This window comes from Emergencia sp. JLR.KK010, assembly GCF_037018265.1.
In the GTDB taxonomy this organism is placed as follows: domain Bacteria; phylum Bacillota; class Clostridia; order Peptostreptococcales; family Anaerovoracaceae; genus Senimuribacter; species Senimuribacter intestinalis.
Map to the genome: position 1 here is coordinate 1,005,950 of NZ_CP143550.1, position 15,555 is coordinate 1,021,504.

The following is a 15,555-nucleotide window of genomic DNA, read 5'->3' on the forward strand; positions in this document are numbered from 1 at the left end:
GTAAGGAAATCTTGTTTGAAATTCCCTCGACTTCGCTCAGGAATTATAGAAAATCGCATAGATATGGAGGAGGAATTAAAATGAAAGTTAGAGCTTCCGTAAAACCAATCTGTGAAAAGTGCAAGGTAATCAAAAGAAACGGACGAGTAATGGTAATCTGTGAAAATCCGAAGCACAAACAGAGACAAGGTTAATTAAATTCGTTAAATCCCCTACGAGGACCAGGACCGCAGGGAAGATAAAATTTATTGTTATTAGAACCCCTGTCTGTATCACCCCTGGAAGGTGACGGAAGATAGGAGAAGGAGGAAACGTATGGCTCGTATAGCCGGTGTCGACTTACCAAGAGACAAAAGAGTAGAAATTGGTTTAACTTACATTTACGGTATCGGAAGAAAAACCTCAAATGTAATCCTTGAAAAAGCAGGCGTAAATCCTGATACAAGGGTAAAAGACCTGACTGAAGATGAAGCTGGTAAAATCAGAAAGATCATCGATGAAGAATACCTTGTAGAAGGTGACCTGAGAAGAGAAGTTTCTCTGAATATCAAGAGACTGATGGAAATCGGCAGCTACAGAGGTATCAGACATAGAAGAGGTCTGCCTGTTAGAGGTCAGAAAACAAAGACAAACGCTAGAACTCGCAAAGGTCCTAAAAAGACTGTAGGCAGAAAGAAGAAATAAGAAGGAGGTAGGAAACAATGGCTAAAACTGCTAAAAAGGTAGTTAGAAAAAAGAAAAGAGAACGTAAGAACATTGAAAAAGGCCAGGCACATATCCAATCCACCTTTAACAATACTTTAGTCACTCTTACAGATATGGACGGAAATGCACTTTCCTGGTCCAGCGCAGGTTCCCTCGGTTTCAAGGGTTCCAGAAAGTCTACTCCATACGCTGCACAGATGGCTGCTGAAGAAGCAACTAAAGGTGCACTGGAACACGGCTTAAAAACAGTTGAAGTTTATGTAAAGGGTCCAGGATCCGGAAGAGAAGCTGCTATCAGAGCACTGCAGGCAGCTGGTCTTGAAATCACTATGATTAAGGATATCACACCGATTCCGCACAACGGATGCAGACCGCCAAAGAGAAGAAGAGTCTAATTGAAGGGAGGAGTAATATAACATGGCAAGATATACAGACGCTAACTGCAGATTATGCAGAAGAGAAGGCCAGAAGCTTTTCTTGAAGGGTGAAAGATGCTATAGCGGCAAATGCGCAATTGAGAAGAGAAATTACGCTCCCGGACAGCACGGTCAGTCCAGAAAGAAGACTTCTGACTATGGACTGCAGCTCCGCGAAAAGCAGAAAGCTAAGAGATTCTACGGAATGCAGGAAAAGCAGTTTAGAAATTTATTTGATAAAGCTGCTAGAAAACAGGGTAAGACTGGTGAAAACTTACTGATCTTATTAGAAACCAGATTGGATAACGCAGTATATAGATTAGGTTTTGCATCTTCCCGAAAAGAAGCAAGACAGCTGGTTGTTCACGGACATTTCACAGTAAATGGCAAGAAAGCTACAGCTCCATCTATGCAGCTGAAAGCTGGTGATGTCATTAAAGTTAAGGAAAAGAGCACAAGCTCCCCTAAATTTAAGGAAATCAAAGAAATGTCAATCACTGTACCTTCATGGATGGCAGTAGACGTTGAGAAATTAGAAGGTAAAGTTGTTGCTATGCCAACAAGAGAAGATATCGATACTCCGGTTGCAGAGCACTTAATCGTCGAATTGTACTCCAAGTAAACAAGCGGCATAAAACCGGTATTACTTGGAATAAGAAGGAGGGTTTTTAGTGATAGAAATCGAAAAACCAACAATCACTAAGTTTGTGGACGAAGACGGTACTTACGGCAAATTTGTCGTAGAACCTCTTGAAAGAGGTTATGGTACAACACTGGGAAACTGCATGAGAAGAATTCTCTTGAGTTCGCTTCCGGGTGCTGCTGTAACTTCTGTAAAAATCGACGGAATACTTCACGAGTTTTCAACGATACCAGGTGTCAAAGAAGACGTAACAGAAATCATCTTAAACTTAAAGAAACTTGCTGTAAGACTGAACGGCGATAATACAAAGCGTGTAATCATCAATGCGGTTGGTCCAAAAGTTGTAACGGCTGCGGACATCATTGGCGATTCCGAAATGGAAATTTTCAATCCTGAGCTGCATATTGCAACACTGGAAGAAAATGCTACTCTTGTAATGGAGATTAACCTCGCAAGAGGCAGAGGCTATGTGCCTGCTGACCAGAACAAGACTGAAAGCACACCGATTTCAGTGATTCCAGTTGACTCTATCTACACACCTGTCAGAAAAGTCAACTATACAGTAGAGAACACAAGAGTTGGTCAGGTCACTGACTTTGACAGATTGATTCTGGAAATTTGGACAGATGGTTCCATCACGCCGGAAGAAGGCGTATCCATAGGAGCGAAGATTATGCAGGAACACCTGAATCTCTTCATTCAGCTGGATGATTCTACCGACGGTATGGAAATCATGGTTGCAAAAGAAGAAGACCAGAAAGAAAAAGCGCTGGAAATGACAATTGATGAATTGGAACTTTCCGTTCGTTCTTTCAACTGCCTGAAGAGAGCTGCAATCAACACTGTTGAAGAATTAACCGAACGCACCGAAGAGGATATGATGAAGGTTAGAAACCTTGGTAAGAAGTCCCTCGACGAAGTGAAAGCAAAATTAGAAGAATTAGGACTTGGTCTCAAACCAAGCGACGATTAATCATTTGCATAGACAGACAATAACGAAGTGAAAGGAGAATTGATATGCCAGGATATAGAAAACTGGGCAGACCTACTGCTCACAGAAAAGCTATGCTGAGAAATCTGGTAACTGATCTGCTCAGAGAAGGTAGAATTTCTACTACTGACTGCAGAGCTAAGGAAGCTAGAAGAGAAGCAGAAAAGCTGATTACACTTGCAAAGCGCGGCGACCTTCACGCAAGAAGACAGGCGCTGGCATACATCTACGACGAAAGCGTAGTAAGCAAGCTGTTTGATGAAATTGCACCAAAGTATGCTGACAGAAACGGTGGATATACAAGAATTCTGAAGCTGGGACCTAGAAGAGGCGATTGCGCTGAAGTAGTGTTCGTAGAATTAGTATAATCAAACATCAACTTAATACTAAACATGAAAACCCTGTAAGGCATACGCCTTGCAGGGTTTGTTCATTCTATATTTCTTTATGGATGGGAACGCTTAGTACGTCTTGCTATATTTTAAATAGTACTCTTGTGCTTTATCCTCGGTTAGGGAGAAGTGCTTTTGCAGCTTAGAGAGAATCTGTACCTGCGTCTTTCCTTCTTCCAGATTATCCAAAATAAGGGCGGCGATGCCCTGTTCTATACCTTCTGCTTTACCTTCTGCGAGACCTTCTCGTCTGGCTGCATCACGTTCCGTAGTACGGTCGTGTTTTGCCATCTCCTCATGCCATAAGAGAACTTCTAAGACTTCATCGTCTGTAACATTTTTGTATACCCGATCGGACATATGGATTGCCTCCTCATCAGTTTCTAAGAGTTTTGCAACATAGTCTTCTTTCTGGTCATCACCAACGTATTTTATATAGGAACAGAACTGCTCCAACGGGCTCATCAGCGAAGGATCTTGCGCCTGCAGTTTCCCCAACTCCAGAAAATGAATTTCCAGCTTGTCAGTCAGAGGGTACCCGTAGGTGTCCTCTGCCATGATAAACCGGGTATGGAAATCCGGAATATGGCTGAACTGTATGCCGTTGACAAAAGAGATGACTACGTTTTTCTTCATTTTATCATAGTTTTCCCCGGAATCCAATGAAGAATTTGTCATGCGGCAGCCATACAGCAGAATACGGTTTTCGAAGCCATCCTGTACTTTATTCTGCATTTCCACGTTGAACTGCTCTCCATCATGGGTTTTGGCGCGGATGTCCATAATCGTGCCTTTATCGCTCGGTTTGAAGCCTTTGTGCACGCTGTTTAGAACGGTAACCTCTGTAATGGGATCATCTTTGCGGTCCAGAACCAGATTCAGCATAGCCATAAGTGCATGGCGGGATGCGTCTGTATCGGATGCATAGACAAAGTAGAAGACCAGATCATCAGTCAGGCGTAATTGTGATTTTTGTTTCATATTTCTCCCTTTCTTTGAACGAAATCAGCAAAAACTAAAAAAGAGAAAATGACAAAATAGTAAAAGTTTGCCTTTTTCTCCTTATACTAATTTTATCATGGAAAAATCCCCTAGTCAATACAGAATTTGGAAGATGATAGACTGAAAGAAGAAACGGGCTGCCAGCTATGTTTTGAGAAAATACTTTGTAAAAATGGTAAACTGATTTGGAAGCAGAGTTTTATACTGTACAAAGCTTTCCGCCTGTGCTATACTGTATATAAATCATTAGAAACAATTGAATGAAACTATTTCATGTTCTGACAAGTTGTCAGCTAAGAGGGAAGCAGGTGTGAGTCCTGCGCGGTTACCGTCGCTGTATTGAAGGAATGCTGCTAAGAAACCACTAACGTTTCGTGATGAAACGTCGGGAAGGATAGCAGTGTGATGATCTCTGAGCCAGAAGACCTGCATGGAATATGAAAGCGGCTGACGGTTATTGGCTAAGCGAGATAGAAGATACAGAAAAAACGGACTGTAGCACCATTGTGCTACAGCTTTTTTATTGTCTGAGGATAATGATATCATATCACAGGAGGTGAGCCATGGAAAATAAAGGACTTGGTGAAACAGCGGAATTTTGTTCCTTTCACCCACTTGTCAACATTACCTATTTTGCGCTGGTTGTGGGTATTACTATGTTTTCTATTTCACCGTATTTTTTGGCGGTGAGCCTGGTATTTTCCTGGAGCTATGCCTTCGTGCTCAAAGGCTTTAAGAGCCTGAAGCTAAACCTTGGGATTTCGCTGGCGATGCTCCTTGTCATGGTAATTATCAACATGTTTTTCAACAACAATGGAGAAACGGTGCTGATGTATATCAATACCAACAGAATTACAGCGGAGTCTATCGTTTACGGTATTGCATCTGCGGTTATGCTCATTGCCGTGGTTGTGTGGTTTTCCTGCTTCAACGTAATTATTACAGCGGATAAGCTGATTTACCTCTTCGGAAAAGTTGCACCAGTGCTGGGGCTGACCTTGTCCATGATTTTCAGATTTATCCCCCTGCTCAAAAACCGCTTTGCGGAAATTACGCTGGGGCAAAAATGCATGAAACGCAGTCATACCGAAGGAAATTTAATCAGACGCGCCAGACAGCTTTTAAAGGAAGTATCCATCTTAATTGCATGGTCATTGGAAGCATCTATTGAAAGTGCTGACTCTATGGAAGCCAGAGGCTATGGGCTGAAGGGCAGAACAAGCTTTCACCTCTTCAAGTTTTCGAGAAGAGATATTGCCATGCTGATATTGATGGCAGTGACGGCATCTCCGGTATTTTATGGTGCTTATCTAGGGGTCACCAACATGTACTTTTATCCGAAACTGGTCCTTCCGCAGTTGGATTTGACAACGGCGTTGATTTTAATCAGCTACGCAATTTTATCAGCGGCACCGATGATTGTCGACATCATAGGAGAATATAAATGGAAACAATTAGACTTGAACATGTGACTTTTTCTTATCCCCTAGCGGAAGGTAACGCCTTAAAGGATGTAAGTTTTGCTATAGAGCCCAGCGAGTTTATCGTACTGTGCGGCAAGTCGGGCTGCGGAAAAAGCACTCTTTTGAAACAACTGAAGAAAAATTTGATTCCCTACGGCAATTTGCAGGGGCAGGTTTTGTACTGCGGTGAGCCTGTGGCAGATCTCGATGATCGGCGCAGTGTAACGGAAATTGGATTTGTACAGCAGAATCCGGACAATCAAATTGTTACGGATAAGGTTTGGCACGAGCTTGCCTTTGGCCTTGAAAGTCTGGGCATGGACAATGCGACGATTAAGCGAAAAGTGGCAGAAATGGCAAGCTATTTCGACATCCAGGGCTGGTTTCGCAAAAATGTAAGCGAACTGTCTGGCGGACAGAAGCAGCTTCTCAATCTGGCGTCTATTATGGCAATGCAACCGAAGCTTCTGATTCTGGACGAACCGACTTCCCAGCTGGATCCTATTGCGGCTTCAGAATTTTTATCAACCATATATAAAATTAACAGAGATCTTGGTACGACCATTATTATTTCGGAACATCGCCTTGAGGAGATATTCCCTATGGCAGACAAAGTCATGGTTATGGACAAAGGTGAGGTTATCGCCTTTGATGAGCCGGGAAAAATTGGAGAATTCCTGTCCGGAGAATCAGAAGAGGATAGGCATCCAATGTTCTATGGGCTGCCTGCAGTGATGAGAATTTTTTCTAGTGTATTGCCTGACGAAAAGAGCCCGTTGACCATCAGAGAGGGCAGACTGAAGGCGGCAGAACTGTTGGAGGGAAAGAGCCCGGAGGTCACAACACCAGCAGAAGAGCAGCCGGCAGAGTCTTCCGGCAAGGCAGTGATTACGGTGAAAGACCTTTGGTTTAAATACAGCAGAGAAAGCGGTGAAGTACTGCGGGGTCTGAATCTTTCCGTGGAAGAGAATCAGTGGTATTGTCTTCTTGGCGGAAATGGAACCGGAAAGAGCACGACCCTGAAAATGATTGCAGGCATGCTAAAGGCGCAGCGGGGCACGGTGAAAACTGACAGGGATATCATGTCTATGCTTCCGCAAAATCCCCAGGCGCTTTTTACAGAGATTACAGTGGAAGAGGAACTGCTGGAAGCTCTGCATTTTATGAAAATGTCAGACAGCCGCAGAATTGAGCATGTCAATGCTATGCTTAAGTTGATGGAAATAGAGCATCTTCGCAAGGCGAATCCTTACGATTTGTCCGGTGGAGAACAGCAGAGGCTGGCACTTGGTAAAATCCTTCTGCTGGAGCCTAAGATTTTGCTATTGGATGAGCCGACTAAGGGGCTTGATCCTTTTTTCAAGAGAACCCTTGCTGGGATTCTGCGAAAGCTGGTGGAAAGCGGCGTGACCATTTTTATGGTTTCCCACGATGTAGAGTTTTGCGCAGAATATGCGGATAAGTGCGCAATGTTCTTTGACGGAGACATTGTATCTATTGGCAATCCGAAGACCTTCTTCTCCGGTAACAACTTTTACACCACCACAGCAAACAAGATTATTCGTCAGTGGAAGCCGGACGGTATTACCTGTGAGGAGGTGGCTACATGGCTAAAAGCTACAATTTAACGCAGGTAGAAGCAGCGCATCGTAAACGGACGCTGGTATCGGCAGCCCTGATTTTTCTGGCAATGCCTCTGACAATTTTTATCGGACTGCAGTTTGGAAAGAGCAAATTTATGATTGTCAGCGTGATTCTGCTGATTTATACCATGCTTCCTTTCTTCATGGTCTTTGAAAAGCGAAAGCCAAAAGCGAGAGAAATCGTTTTGATTGCTATGATGTCGGCGCTGACAGTAAGTCTGCAGCTGTTTTGCCATATTTCACTGCCGCTGCAAATTGGCACGGCGATGATCATCATATCAGGTATTTCTCTTGGACCGGAGGCAGGTTTCCTCATTGGCGCAGTATCCCGGTTTGTCTGCAATTTTTATATGGGGCAGGGACCGTGGACACCGTGGCAGATGTTCTGCTGGGGGATTCTAGGATTTCTTGCAGGTTTGGCATTTAACAAGGTAGACCTGGATGAGCTGAAATCACGCCACTTTAAGCTAATTATGGGACCAGTACTGTGCGTGATATTCGGAATACTGATTGCATATGTATGCTATCAGATATGGCCGGGTACAGACGGAACCTTTTTCGGATGGAGACTTTATGTTTTCGGCTTTCTAGGACTTTTAGCGGGTGTGCTGCTGCAGCGAAAGAGACTGCCTGTAGACGGCGTGACTTTGGCAATATTTACCTTTGTTACAACCTTCGTCCTTTACGGAGGGATTATGAATATATGCGCACTGGTAACATCAGCGGGCGCACCTGGAGCAGCATTATCTATTGAGCAGATGAGACTTTTGTACATCTCAGGCGCACCTTATGATGCGTACCACGGCAGTACAGCGGCGCTATGCGTGTTTCTGTTTGGCAACAGCATCATAAAGAAATTAGAGAGGATTAAAATAAAGTATGGAATATACAAATAATGGTTTTCGCAGGTTGACAGAGTGATTTGATGACAAGTCCTTGCTTTACAAGAATTTCTAAAAGAGTAAGAAAAGTGAAATCTGACTAGAAAGATTTAGTTGTATTAAGGAGGAATCTATGAAAAGAAAACTACTATCCTTGTTTGTAGCGTTTTGTCTGGTTTTGTCGTTCATGACAAGCTTTGCCTTCGCAGCGGACAGTGACACTCCGTACAATGAAGCACTTGAAAAAACGAAGACCTATATTACAAAGCAGGTGAATGAAAAGGGTGCTGTTTATGGAACAGAATGGATGATTTTGGGACTGGCGCGTTCTGGTGCAAACTTGAATGACCAGCTTTTCAGCGATTACTATAACGATGTGGTGAAAACCGTCAAAGCATGTAAAGGTGTTCTTCATGCAAAAAAGTACACAGAGTATTCCAGAACGATTCTGGCGCTCAGTGCTATTGGCAAGAACCCAAGCAATGTAGGCGGTTATAATCTCCTGGAAAAGCTGGCGGATTTCAATCGGATTAAGTGGCAGGGAATCAATGGAACGATTTGGGCGCTTATTGCACTGGATTCTAAGAATTATACAATTCCAAAGGTAAAAGGCGTGGAGGTGCAGACAACCAGAGATAAACTGATTCAGGAAATTTTGGGGCAGCAGCTTGCAGGCGGTGGTTTTGCACTGTCTGGAGCGAAAGCTGATGTGGATATTACGGCTATGGCACTGCAGGCACTAGCACCGTATACTAGTCGCAGTGAAGTAAAGAAAGCTGTGGATAAGGCTGTGCAATGCCTGTCAGATATGCAGAAAGATAACGGTACCTATGATTCATGGGGAATTGAGAACGCTGAAAGCATTGTACAGACTATCATAGCTATGACAGCACTGGGGATTGATCCGGGAAAAGATGAGCGTTTTGTTAAGAATGGCAAAAGTGCAGTTGATGGTCTGATGACCTTCTACGATGCACAGGGTGGATTCAGACATGTAAATACTGCTGCAGACGGCTACCCGCCGGTTATCAACGGTATGGCAACAGAGCAGGGGTATTATGGACTGGTGGCCTATGACAGATTTATAAACCAAAAGAACAGTCTTTTCGATATGACAGATGGTGAAAAACCTCTGGCAAAACCTGCAAAGGCGGCAATTTCCTCACTGAAATCCTCTAAAGCAAAGACCTTTGTAGTAAAGTGGAAAAAGGTTACAAATGCCAGCGGATATCAGATTGTTTACTCGACAAACAGCAAATTCACGGCAAGCAAGACTGTGTCTGCTTCTAAGTCCACCTTGTCAAAGACTGTGAAGAGTCTGAAATCGGGAAAGACCTATTACGTTAAAGTTAGAGCTTACAGAACCGATGCCAAGGGAAATAAGCTTTACGGAAGCTACAGTTTGATAAAGAAGGTTAAAGTAAAATAGTATGGATAAAGAATTTGAAAAGAAAGTCAGAATGAAGAGAATCCGGGCAGCGGCAGTGGCAATTATCGTCATTGCTATCGCAGCGTATCTGATTTATGACATGGATGTTGAGAAGGCTGACTACGGTGATTCTCTGCAGGAACAGATTACAGCTGCTCAGAGTCTTTACGATGAACAGAAGGAAAATGCCGGAAATGAAGAGGGGCAGTATGCTCCATATACACTGCTTGCCTTCTCGCAGCAGATAGACAAAGCCAAAGCAGTAGCGGAGGATGAGGCCAGTGAGTACAATACAGAAAAGGACGCCTACGAACAGCTAAAAGATGATATCAAGGCTTTTAAAAAGGCTGATAACAGCGATGTGGTGCCTGCGGAAGAAGCAGAAAAACTGGCTAAAGAAAAGGGGTCTGAAAACTACACGGTTGATTTTAAAAAGGACAAAGAATTGTCTTATGTGATTGCAGGAGAAAATCTGAAAAAGCCAGTTACCATGAACCTGACTGCACAGGAAGAAGGACCATACTATGGTCAGATTTCTGAGATTCTTGCGGAACTTTCGCTGCAGGGGCAGGTGGTCTCTTTCTATCAGGACGGCAGCTTTGGTGGAAAAATTAGTGTGACTGCTCCGATGTATCTGGAAAAAGAGACAAAGGCGTATGCCTATAAAGTTGATTTGGAAAAAGGTACTTTAGAATATGTTTCCGATGCCAAGCTCTCTAAAGAGGGTCAGACGGCGACTTTCAGCGTGTCAGAAGGCGGCGATTACGTCATTGTCACCAAGAAAATACACAAGGACGGCAAGAAAAAGGCGCTGGATATCGAGGAACTGGAAGAAGTGGCACAGCAGGATGCTGAGAGCAATGATGGAAAAACAGGAGATAAGAAAGGCAGCAGTTCTTCTTCCAACAAGGGTGGAAATTCTTCCAATGACAATCCTTCTGATAAACCAGAATCTAAGAATATTACCGTATCCATCGAAATTCGCTGCGATACTTTGGCGCAGGATTTATCCAAACTGGAGAATCCGGCTCTTGAGGCATATGTGCCATCTGACGGTACGATTTTGCCGACCACCAAGGTGACTGTAAAAGAGGGAAGCACAGTATTTGATGTGTTGAATAAAGTATGCCGGGATAAGAAAATTCACGTAGAGTCTTCTTATACACCAGCATTTGGTTCTTACTATATAGAAGGAATCAACTATCTCTACGAGTTTGACGGCGGCAATTTAAGCGGCTGGATGTACAAAGTAAACGGCTGGTTCCCGAATTATGGATGCTCTGCCTATACGCTGAAAGATGGAGATTCCATCGTGTGGGCATATACCTGTGATTCGGGTGAAGATGTAGGCCGCAAACTGCCAGAATAAATTTATTTATAAAGTATTGATATATATTTTAAGGAGGAAAAAAATGAAAAGAAAATTAGTATCTTTGCTGCTGGTTTTAACATTAGTAGTATCTTCTGCAGCAGCGATGACCTGCCTGTCCTGGGCAGCAGAGAAAGGCGCTACAGTTTATGTAACCATCAGCAATCGTGGTGATGTAGCTGTAACAGAAGAAGGCGAAGTCATGGCGGACGTAGCCGTAAAGGTTTCAAAAGGCGCAACAGTGGACGACGTCATGAAGGCTTTCCATGAGGCATATTGCAAAGATGGATACAAGATGGAAGAGGGAAACTGGGGACCTTTTGTTTCAAAACTCTGGGGCGTTGAGACACAGAACACTTTGTTCTTTGTCAACGATGTAGCATTGGTAGAGACAATTTCCAATGTAAAAATTAAGGCTGGCGATAGAATCGTTGCGTCCATCAACGCAGATGATAAACTCTATTCTGACTTCTATAGCTATTTCAGCCCAAAGAAAACCACTGTCACCACAGGTGAAGATCTTTCCCTGACACTGAAAGGCTTCTCTGGCATGCTAGGAGGAGATGCAGCGGCTATTGCAAATGCACAGCTGGGTGTTGTAACTGATAAAGGCTTTGTGGCACTGGAAGGTGTTGTAACTGACGAAGCAGGAAATGCTGTCATTAAAATGGACCCGGCACAGTTTGAAGTTGGAAAGACTTACGTAATTTCTGCAAAGGGCACAGTAGCAACTACTGCAACCGATTGGAATGCAGAAGGAACCCCGACTGTGGATGTAGATGCTCCGATTATGGCGCCGGTTTGCAAAGTAACCGTGCAGAGCAAGATTGCAGCAGGCGTAAAAGGAACTAAAATTACCAATCTGAAAGCAGCTGCCTCCAAAGGAAAGGTATCCCTGACCTGGAAGAAGAGCGCAGGCTATAAAGTAGACGGATATCAGGTATACAGATCTACTAAGAAATCCAGCGGATTTACCAAGATGTTTACTACCAAAGCAAGATCCTATAAGAACACAAAATCTCTGAAAAAGGGAACTCGTTACTATTACAAAGTCAGAGGTTACAGAACTGTAGATGGAAAGACTGTTTATACTCAATGGTCGAACGTTGTTTCTGTAATTGCGAAATAATTGAAAGAGATAATCATGAAAAAAATATTAAGTGTATTTTTGTCCCTGACAATGGCTTTCACGCTAGTGCTTTCCTCAGCTGCTTCTGCTCATGGAGCAAGTGTCAGCTGGAAGACTGCTATGAGCAAGACCGAAAGCTATATGACAAAGAAACTGGCAAATCCGACTTATGGTGACGAATGGGCACTCCTTGGACTTGCCAGAAATGGTGCAGCGGTTACAGATGCTACATATAATAAGTACTATAAAAATCTCGGGAAAGTTTTGGCGGACAAAAAAGGTGTGCTGGATGCCCGTAAGTACAGTGAGTATTCCAAGGTAATTCTGACCCTGACTGCCATGGGAAAAGATCCTACAAATGTAGGCGGCTACAATCTTTTTGAAAAATTAGCAGACTTTGAAATGGTAAAGAAGCAGGGCATCAACGGACCTGTCTGGGCGCTGCTGGCACTGGACTGCGACGGCTATGAGATTCCAAAGGTAGAAGGAATTTCTCAGGTTACAAGCAGGGAACTTTTGATTGAGAATATTTTATCTCAAGAAAAAGAAGGTGGCGGTTTTGCTTTGACTGGCGATGCAGCGGATGTGGACATAACCGCTATGGTATTGTCTGCTCTGGCGCCATATCGGACGAGGACTGATGTTGGGACCGTTGTTGATCGCGCAATTGCTGTACTTTCTGAAAAGCAGATGGCAGACGGAGGTTTTGAAACTTTGAAGACTGCTAACGCAGAGAGCAACGTGCAGGTTATTGTAGCACTGACTTCTTTGGGAATAGACCCTCATAAGGACAAGCGTTTTATTAAAAATGGCAAATCTGTTTTGGATGCTTTGCTGACTTATTATGCCACAGGCGGCGGATTTCGCCATGTAAACAAGTCTACAGTTGGCTACGAGCCGGTAGTCAATGGTCTTGCGACGGCGCAGGGATATTATGGACTGACGGCATACAGCAGGTTTTTAAATGGGAAAAATACGCTCTATGATATGAGAGATGGTAAAACCATTGCAAGACCAATAAAGCCGACAATTTCTTCACTGAAATCTTTAAAAACAAAACAGCTGACAGTGAAGTGGAAAAAGATTTCCGGCGTAAAGGGCTACCAGCTTGTCTATGCCGCAAACAGTAAATTCACAGCGAGCAAGACAGCGACAGCTACCGCTTCCAGCGTGCAAAAGACTATAAAAAGCCTGAAAAAGGGAAAAACCTATTATGTGAAAATCCGGGCCTATAAAGACGATGGCGAGGGCGGCAAACTCTATGGTGAGTATTGCAGCGCAAAGAAGGTAAAAGTGAAATAAATCAAAGGAAAAGAGAACGTCAGGACTGATGTTCTCTTTTTGTCGGGATTATAGCGGATGAAAAGACGTATATTTCAATTCTTGTAAAGAAAAAGACTCCGCTTGGCGGCAGAGTCTTTTTCTTGCGATATTTAGTATTTAATTAAGAAAGAACGTTCAAAAGTGTGCAAACCATTAACTTTTGACTCCTTTAGTATATACGGTTTTTGTGGTAATTTCAAGAAGAAATTGAGCGTATTTATGTTTTTTTTGTGTGAGAAGTGTAACCTTGGAAATTGTTCTCCGTCTATAGAAGTGAAAGGAGGTGCAACCAGTGAATGAAGAGGAGATTTTGATGCTCTACTGGCAGAGAAATCAGAATGCCATAGCCCAAACGGAGGCACTTTATGGAGGTCAACTTTTACGGCTGGCGGAAAATATTTTGCATAGTCGTCAGGATGCCGAAGAGTGCGTCAGCGATACTTATTTGAAAGCGTGGAATGCCATTCCGCCGAAAAGACCGAATCATTTGTTCGCATATTTGGCAAAAATCTGCAGGCTTACTTGTTTTGACAGACTGGACTGGAATCATGCGAAGAAGAGAAATTTTCCGGTGGTGGAATTATCTGTGGAGTTGGAGACGTGTATACCCGACGAATCTGTCCAGTGTAGTTTTACAGGGCAGGAAATCGGAGTGCTGCTCAGTTCTTTTGTGAAGCAGTTGCCCATTGGAAAAAGGCAGATGTTTTTGCGGCGTTACTGGCTGGGACAGTCTGTGGCAGAGCTAGCAAAAACCATGGGCATTAGTCAGAGTAAGGTGAAGACAGAACTGCATCGCACAAGAAAAGCGCTGCGCAGCTATTTAGAGAAAGAGGGGATTACAATATGAACGGAAAAGATTTATTGACAGGTTTGAGTTATATGCATGAGGATGTTATTTCGGATATTATTTCGGAAGCTTATGCGCCAGTGCATAAGAGAAAAGCACGCTCCAGAAATTTTTTAAAAGGGTTTGGATTGGCGGCAGCCTGTATCTGTATTGCGGTAACCGGTGTTTTTTTGCATAGACAGGGGTTGAATGCGCCGGCGACAGAACTGGTGCGGGTGGAACTTTCGGATATTGCAGTAAGTGAGCTTGCTAGTTTTAGCGCCGACAAAATCCACGTACCGAATAATTGCGTGGAAGAGGTTTGGGCGAAGGAAGAAATCAATGCATATTTCGGAAGGGATTTGTGGCCTGTGTATATTCCCAATGGGCTAGGAGAATCGCCTAATAATGATAAACAAAGCGTTCTTATGTTGGACGGCAAGCTATACTTGGATGAAATTTCTTTGGATTTTTACCATAGTTTTTATGAGGACGGTATGCCTATGATGACAAAAGGCGTGAATGCCGAGAGGGGATTTACTTTGAGTGCATGGAAAAAAGGGATGAGCAGAGACTACATGTGGATTAGTGAGGAACAGCAGCCTAAGACTTCCCTCATTGGAAATACGGAAGTCACCTTTGGGCACAGGGAGATGGAGTATGGACCTTATGATGAAAATACCCATGCGCCGGAGGGAACTTATGATTTATACGTAGCAACCTTCATAATCGATGATGTTCACTACGAGTTTGTCAGTCATCAACTGCCGCTGTCTGAACTGGTGAAGGTGATTACATCTTTTATCTGTGAAACAGAGCAGGTTGTGGTGGAGTAGTGAGAGATTTGACGTCTCGTGCACTGGTGCCGAAAAAGCTCGTTTTAGGTTAGGGGCTGTGCCGATTAGGCGACTTTATATAAGTAAATTGGAAGTGGGTTTTCATTGACTTTTCAGTTAAAAAAAGCTATAATAAAACTGTAATTCGATACAATCTCATGTTCCTTTTTGCGATAGATTCTGATGCGCAAGGAGGCTAAGAGGGAAACAGGTGCAAATCCTGTGCGGTCCCGCCACTGTATTGGAGGAGTTTCTTCTAAGGTGCCACTGGAATATTTCTGGGAAGGCAGAAGAAATGCTGAGTCCTGAGTCAGGAGACCTGCATGAGAGGAATTTCCGGATTCGGCGGTGAACCGAACCTGAAAAAGAACAGCAAATACGGGCTGTGGGTTATCCACAGCCCTTTTTTTAAAGCGTGGATGACCGGCTTTTCATTCTTTTTTCATACAGATTGAGGCAGGTCTCGTCAGCCTGCCTCAACTATTTTTTGAAAGGAACCTAGAAGGT

General features: G+C 43.5%; 17 protein-coding genes and 2 riboswitches. Of the genes, 16 read left to right on the plus strand and 1 reads right to left on the minus strand.

What is annotated here, in order from left to right:
* The first annotated feature begins 80 nt into the window (after positions 1–80).
* The 6 genes from rpmJ (at position 81) to rplQ (ending at position 3,123) form a co-directional block, all read left to right on the plus strand.
* Positions 81–194: a 50S ribosomal protein L36 gene (gene rpmJ / locus V1225_RS04755; protein ID WP_050738992.1), complete on the plus strand. Its 114-nt coding sequence runs from the start codon at positions 81–83 to the stop codon at positions 192–194.
* 121 nt (positions 195–315) lie between these two features.
* On the plus strand, positions 316–684 hold the full coding sequence (rpsM, locus tag V1225_RS04760; RefSeq protein ID WP_160201946.1) for a 30S ribosomal protein S13: 369 nt from the start codon (positions 316–318) through the stop codon (positions 682–684).
* A gap of 17 nt (positions 685–701) precedes the next feature.
* Complete coding sequence (gene rpsK / locus V1225_RS04765; protein ID WP_160201945.1) at positions 702–1,100, plus strand: 30S ribosomal protein S11; 399 nt, start codon at positions 702–704, stop codon at positions 1,098–1,100.
* A 22-nt stretch (positions 1,101–1,122) separates the two neighbouring features.
* Positions 1,123–1,743 (plus strand): 30S ribosomal protein S4, encoded by a 621-nt coding sequence (rpsD, locus tag V1225_RS04770; RefSeq protein WP_160201944.1) that lies wholly within the window; start codon positions 1,123–1,125, stop codon positions 1,741–1,743.
* Between the two features lie 49 nt (positions 1,744–1,792).
* The gene (locus V1225_RS04775) at positions 1,793–2,737 is read left to right on the plus strand and encodes a DNA-directed RNA polymerase subunit alpha (RefSeq protein ID WP_160201943.1); all 945 of its coding nucleotides are present in this window, start codon (positions 1,793–1,795) and stop codon (positions 2,735–2,737) included.
* A gap of 44 nt (positions 2,738–2,781) precedes the next feature.
* On the plus strand, positions 2,782–3,123 hold the full coding sequence (gene rplQ, locus V1225_RS04780; RefSeq protein WP_161908366.1) for a 50S ribosomal protein L17: 342 nt from the start codon (positions 2,782–2,784) through the stop codon (positions 3,121–3,123).
* A 93-nt stretch (positions 3,124–3,216) separates the two neighbouring features.
* Here rplQ and V1225_RS04785 read toward each other — a convergent pair whose 3' ends face one another.
* Positions 3,217–4,128, minus strand: a complete 912-nt coding sequence (locus V1225_RS04785) for an Rpn family recombination-promoting nuclease/putative transposase (RefSeq protein ID WP_251613398.1) — start codon at positions 4,126–4,128, stop codon at positions 3,217–3,219.
* 277 nt (positions 4,129–4,405) lie between these two features.
* Positions 4,406–4,598: riboswitch (cobalamin riboswitch) on the plus strand.
* A 114-nt stretch (positions 4,599–4,712) separates the two neighbouring features.
* Between V1225_RS04785 and V1225_RS04790 the strand changes: the two genes are divergently transcribed.
* The 10 genes from V1225_RS04790 to V1225_RS04835 all read left to right on the plus strand — a co-directional run bounded on the left by V1225_RS04790 (position 4,713) and on the right by V1225_RS04835 (position 15,503).
* Positions 4,713–5,621: an energy-coupling factor transporter transmembrane component T gene (locus tag V1225_RS04790; RefSeq protein ID WP_338547684.1), complete on the plus strand. Its 909-nt coding sequence runs from the start codon at positions 4,713–4,715 to the stop codon at positions 5,619–5,621.
* Positions 5,594–7,240 carry an ABC transporter ATP-binding protein gene (locus tag V1225_RS04795; protein ID WP_251631405.1) on the plus strand — a complete coding sequence of 549 codons (1,647 nt, stop codon included), beginning with the start codon at positions 5,594–5,596 and terminating at the stop codon, positions 7,238–7,240. Before V1225_RS04790 ends, V1225_RS04795 begins: the two co-directional genes overlap by 28 nt.
* A complete protein-coding gene (locus tag V1225_RS04800) occupies positions 7,219–8,151 on the plus strand; it encodes an ECF transporter S component (RefSeq protein ID WP_161908370.1) in 933 nt (310 codons plus the stop codon). The genes V1225_RS04795 and V1225_RS04800 overlap by 22 nt, the downstream gene beginning before the upstream one ends.
* Positions 8,152–8,269: 118 nt before the next feature.
* On the plus strand, positions 8,270–9,565 hold the full coding sequence (locus tag V1225_RS04805) for a fibronectin type III domain-containing protein (protein ID WP_338547685.1): 1,296 nt from the start codon (positions 8,270–8,272) through the stop codon (positions 9,563–9,565).
* 1 nt (position 9,566) lies between these two features.
* Complete coding sequence (locus tag V1225_RS04810) at positions 9,567–10,934, plus strand: DUF4430 domain-containing protein (RefSeq protein ID WP_338547686.1); 1,368 nt, start codon at positions 9,567–9,569, stop codon at positions 10,932–10,934.
* 43 nt (positions 10,935–10,977) lie between these two features.
* The gene (locus V1225_RS04815; RefSeq protein WP_338547687.1) at positions 10,978–12,063 is read left to right on the plus strand and encodes a hypothetical protein; all 1,086 of its coding nucleotides are present in this window, start codon (positions 10,978–10,980) and stop codon (positions 12,061–12,063) included.
* A 15-nt stretch (positions 12,064–12,078) separates the two neighbouring features.
* Positions 12,079–13,365 carry a fibronectin type III domain-containing protein gene (locus V1225_RS04820; protein ID WP_338547688.1) on the plus strand — a complete coding sequence of 429 codons (1,287 nt, stop codon included), beginning with the start codon at positions 12,079–12,081 and terminating at the stop codon, positions 13,363–13,365.
* A gap of 313 nt (positions 13,366–13,678) precedes the next feature.
* A complete protein-coding gene (locus tag V1225_RS04825; protein WP_251613414.1) occupies positions 13,679–14,233 on the plus strand; it encodes an RNA polymerase sigma factor in 555 nt (184 codons plus the stop codon).
* Positions 14,230–15,048 (plus strand): hypothetical protein, encoded by an 819-nt coding sequence (locus V1225_RS04830; protein WP_161908375.1) that lies wholly within the window; start codon positions 14,230–14,232, stop codon positions 15,046–15,048. Before V1225_RS04825 ends, V1225_RS04830 begins: the two co-directional genes overlap by 4 nt.
* 141 nt (positions 15,049–15,189) lie before the next feature.
* Positions 15,190–15,390, plus strand: a riboswitch (cobalamin riboswitch).
* Positions 15,372–15,503: a hypothetical protein gene (locus tag V1225_RS04835; RefSeq protein WP_275557584.1), complete on the plus strand. Its 132-nt coding sequence runs from the start codon at positions 15,372–15,374 to the stop codon at positions 15,501–15,503. Its footprint overlaps the riboswitch before it by 19 nt.
* Positions 15,504–15,555: the final 52 nt, after the last annotated feature.

Bases quoted from the DNA above. Each gene is read 5' to 3' on its own strand.
- V1225_RS04795 (WP_251631405.1), top strand. From the start codon at position 5,594: ATGGAAACAATTAGACTTGAACATGTGACTTTTTCTTATCCCCTAGCG.
- V1225_RS04810 (WP_338547686.1), top strand. From the start codon at position 9,567: ATGGATAAAGAATTTGAAAAGAAAGTCAGAATGAAGAGAATCCGGGCA.
- rpmJ (WP_050738992.1), top strand. From the start codon at position 81: ATGAAAGTTAGAGCTTCCGTAAAACCAATCTGTGAAAAGTGCAAGGTA.
- V1225_RS04820 (WP_338547688.1), top strand. From the start codon at position 12,079: ATGAAAAAAATATTAAGTGTATTTTTGTCCCTGACAATGGCTTTCACG.
- V1225_RS04835 (WP_275557584.1), top strand. From the start codon at position 15,372: ATGAGAGGAATTTCCGGATTCGGCGGTGAACCGAACCTGAAAAAGAAC.
- V1225_RS04785 (WP_251613398.1), bottom strand. From the start codon at position 4,128: ATGAAACAAAAATCACAATTACGCCTGACTGATGATCTGGTCTTCTAC.
- rpsM (WP_160201946.1), top strand. From the start codon at position 316: ATGGCTCGTATAGCCGGTGTCGACTTACCAAGAGACAAAAGAGTAGAA.
- V1225_RS04805 (WP_338547685.1), top strand. From the start codon at position 8,270: ATGAAAAGAAAACTACTATCCTTGTTTGTAGCGTTTTGTCTGGTTTTG.
- V1225_RS04790 (WP_338547684.1), top strand. From the start codon at position 4,713: ATGGAAAATAAAGGACTTGGTGAAACAGCGGAATTTTGTTCCTTTCAC.
- V1225_RS04815 (WP_338547687.1), top strand. From the start codon at position 10,978: ATGAAAAGAAAATTAGTATCTTTGCTGCTGGTTTTAACATTAGTAGTA.
- rplQ (WP_161908366.1), top strand. From the start codon at position 2,782: ATGCCAGGATATAGAAAACTGGGCAGACCTACTGCTCACAGAAAAGCT.
- V1225_RS04830 (WP_161908375.1), top strand. From the start codon at position 14,230: ATGAACGGAAAAGATTTATTGACAGGTTTGAGTTATATGCATGAGGAT.
- rpsK (WP_160201945.1), top strand. From the start codon at position 702: ATGGCTAAAACTGCTAAAAAGGTAGTTAGAAAAAAGAAAAGAGAACGT.
- V1225_RS04800 (WP_161908370.1), top strand. From the start codon at position 7,219: ATGGCTAAAAGCTACAATTTAACGCAGGTAGAAGCAGCGCATCGTAAA.
- rpsD (WP_160201944.1), top strand. From the start codon at position 1,123: ATGGCAAGATATACAGACGCTAACTGCAGATTATGCAGAAGAGAAGGC.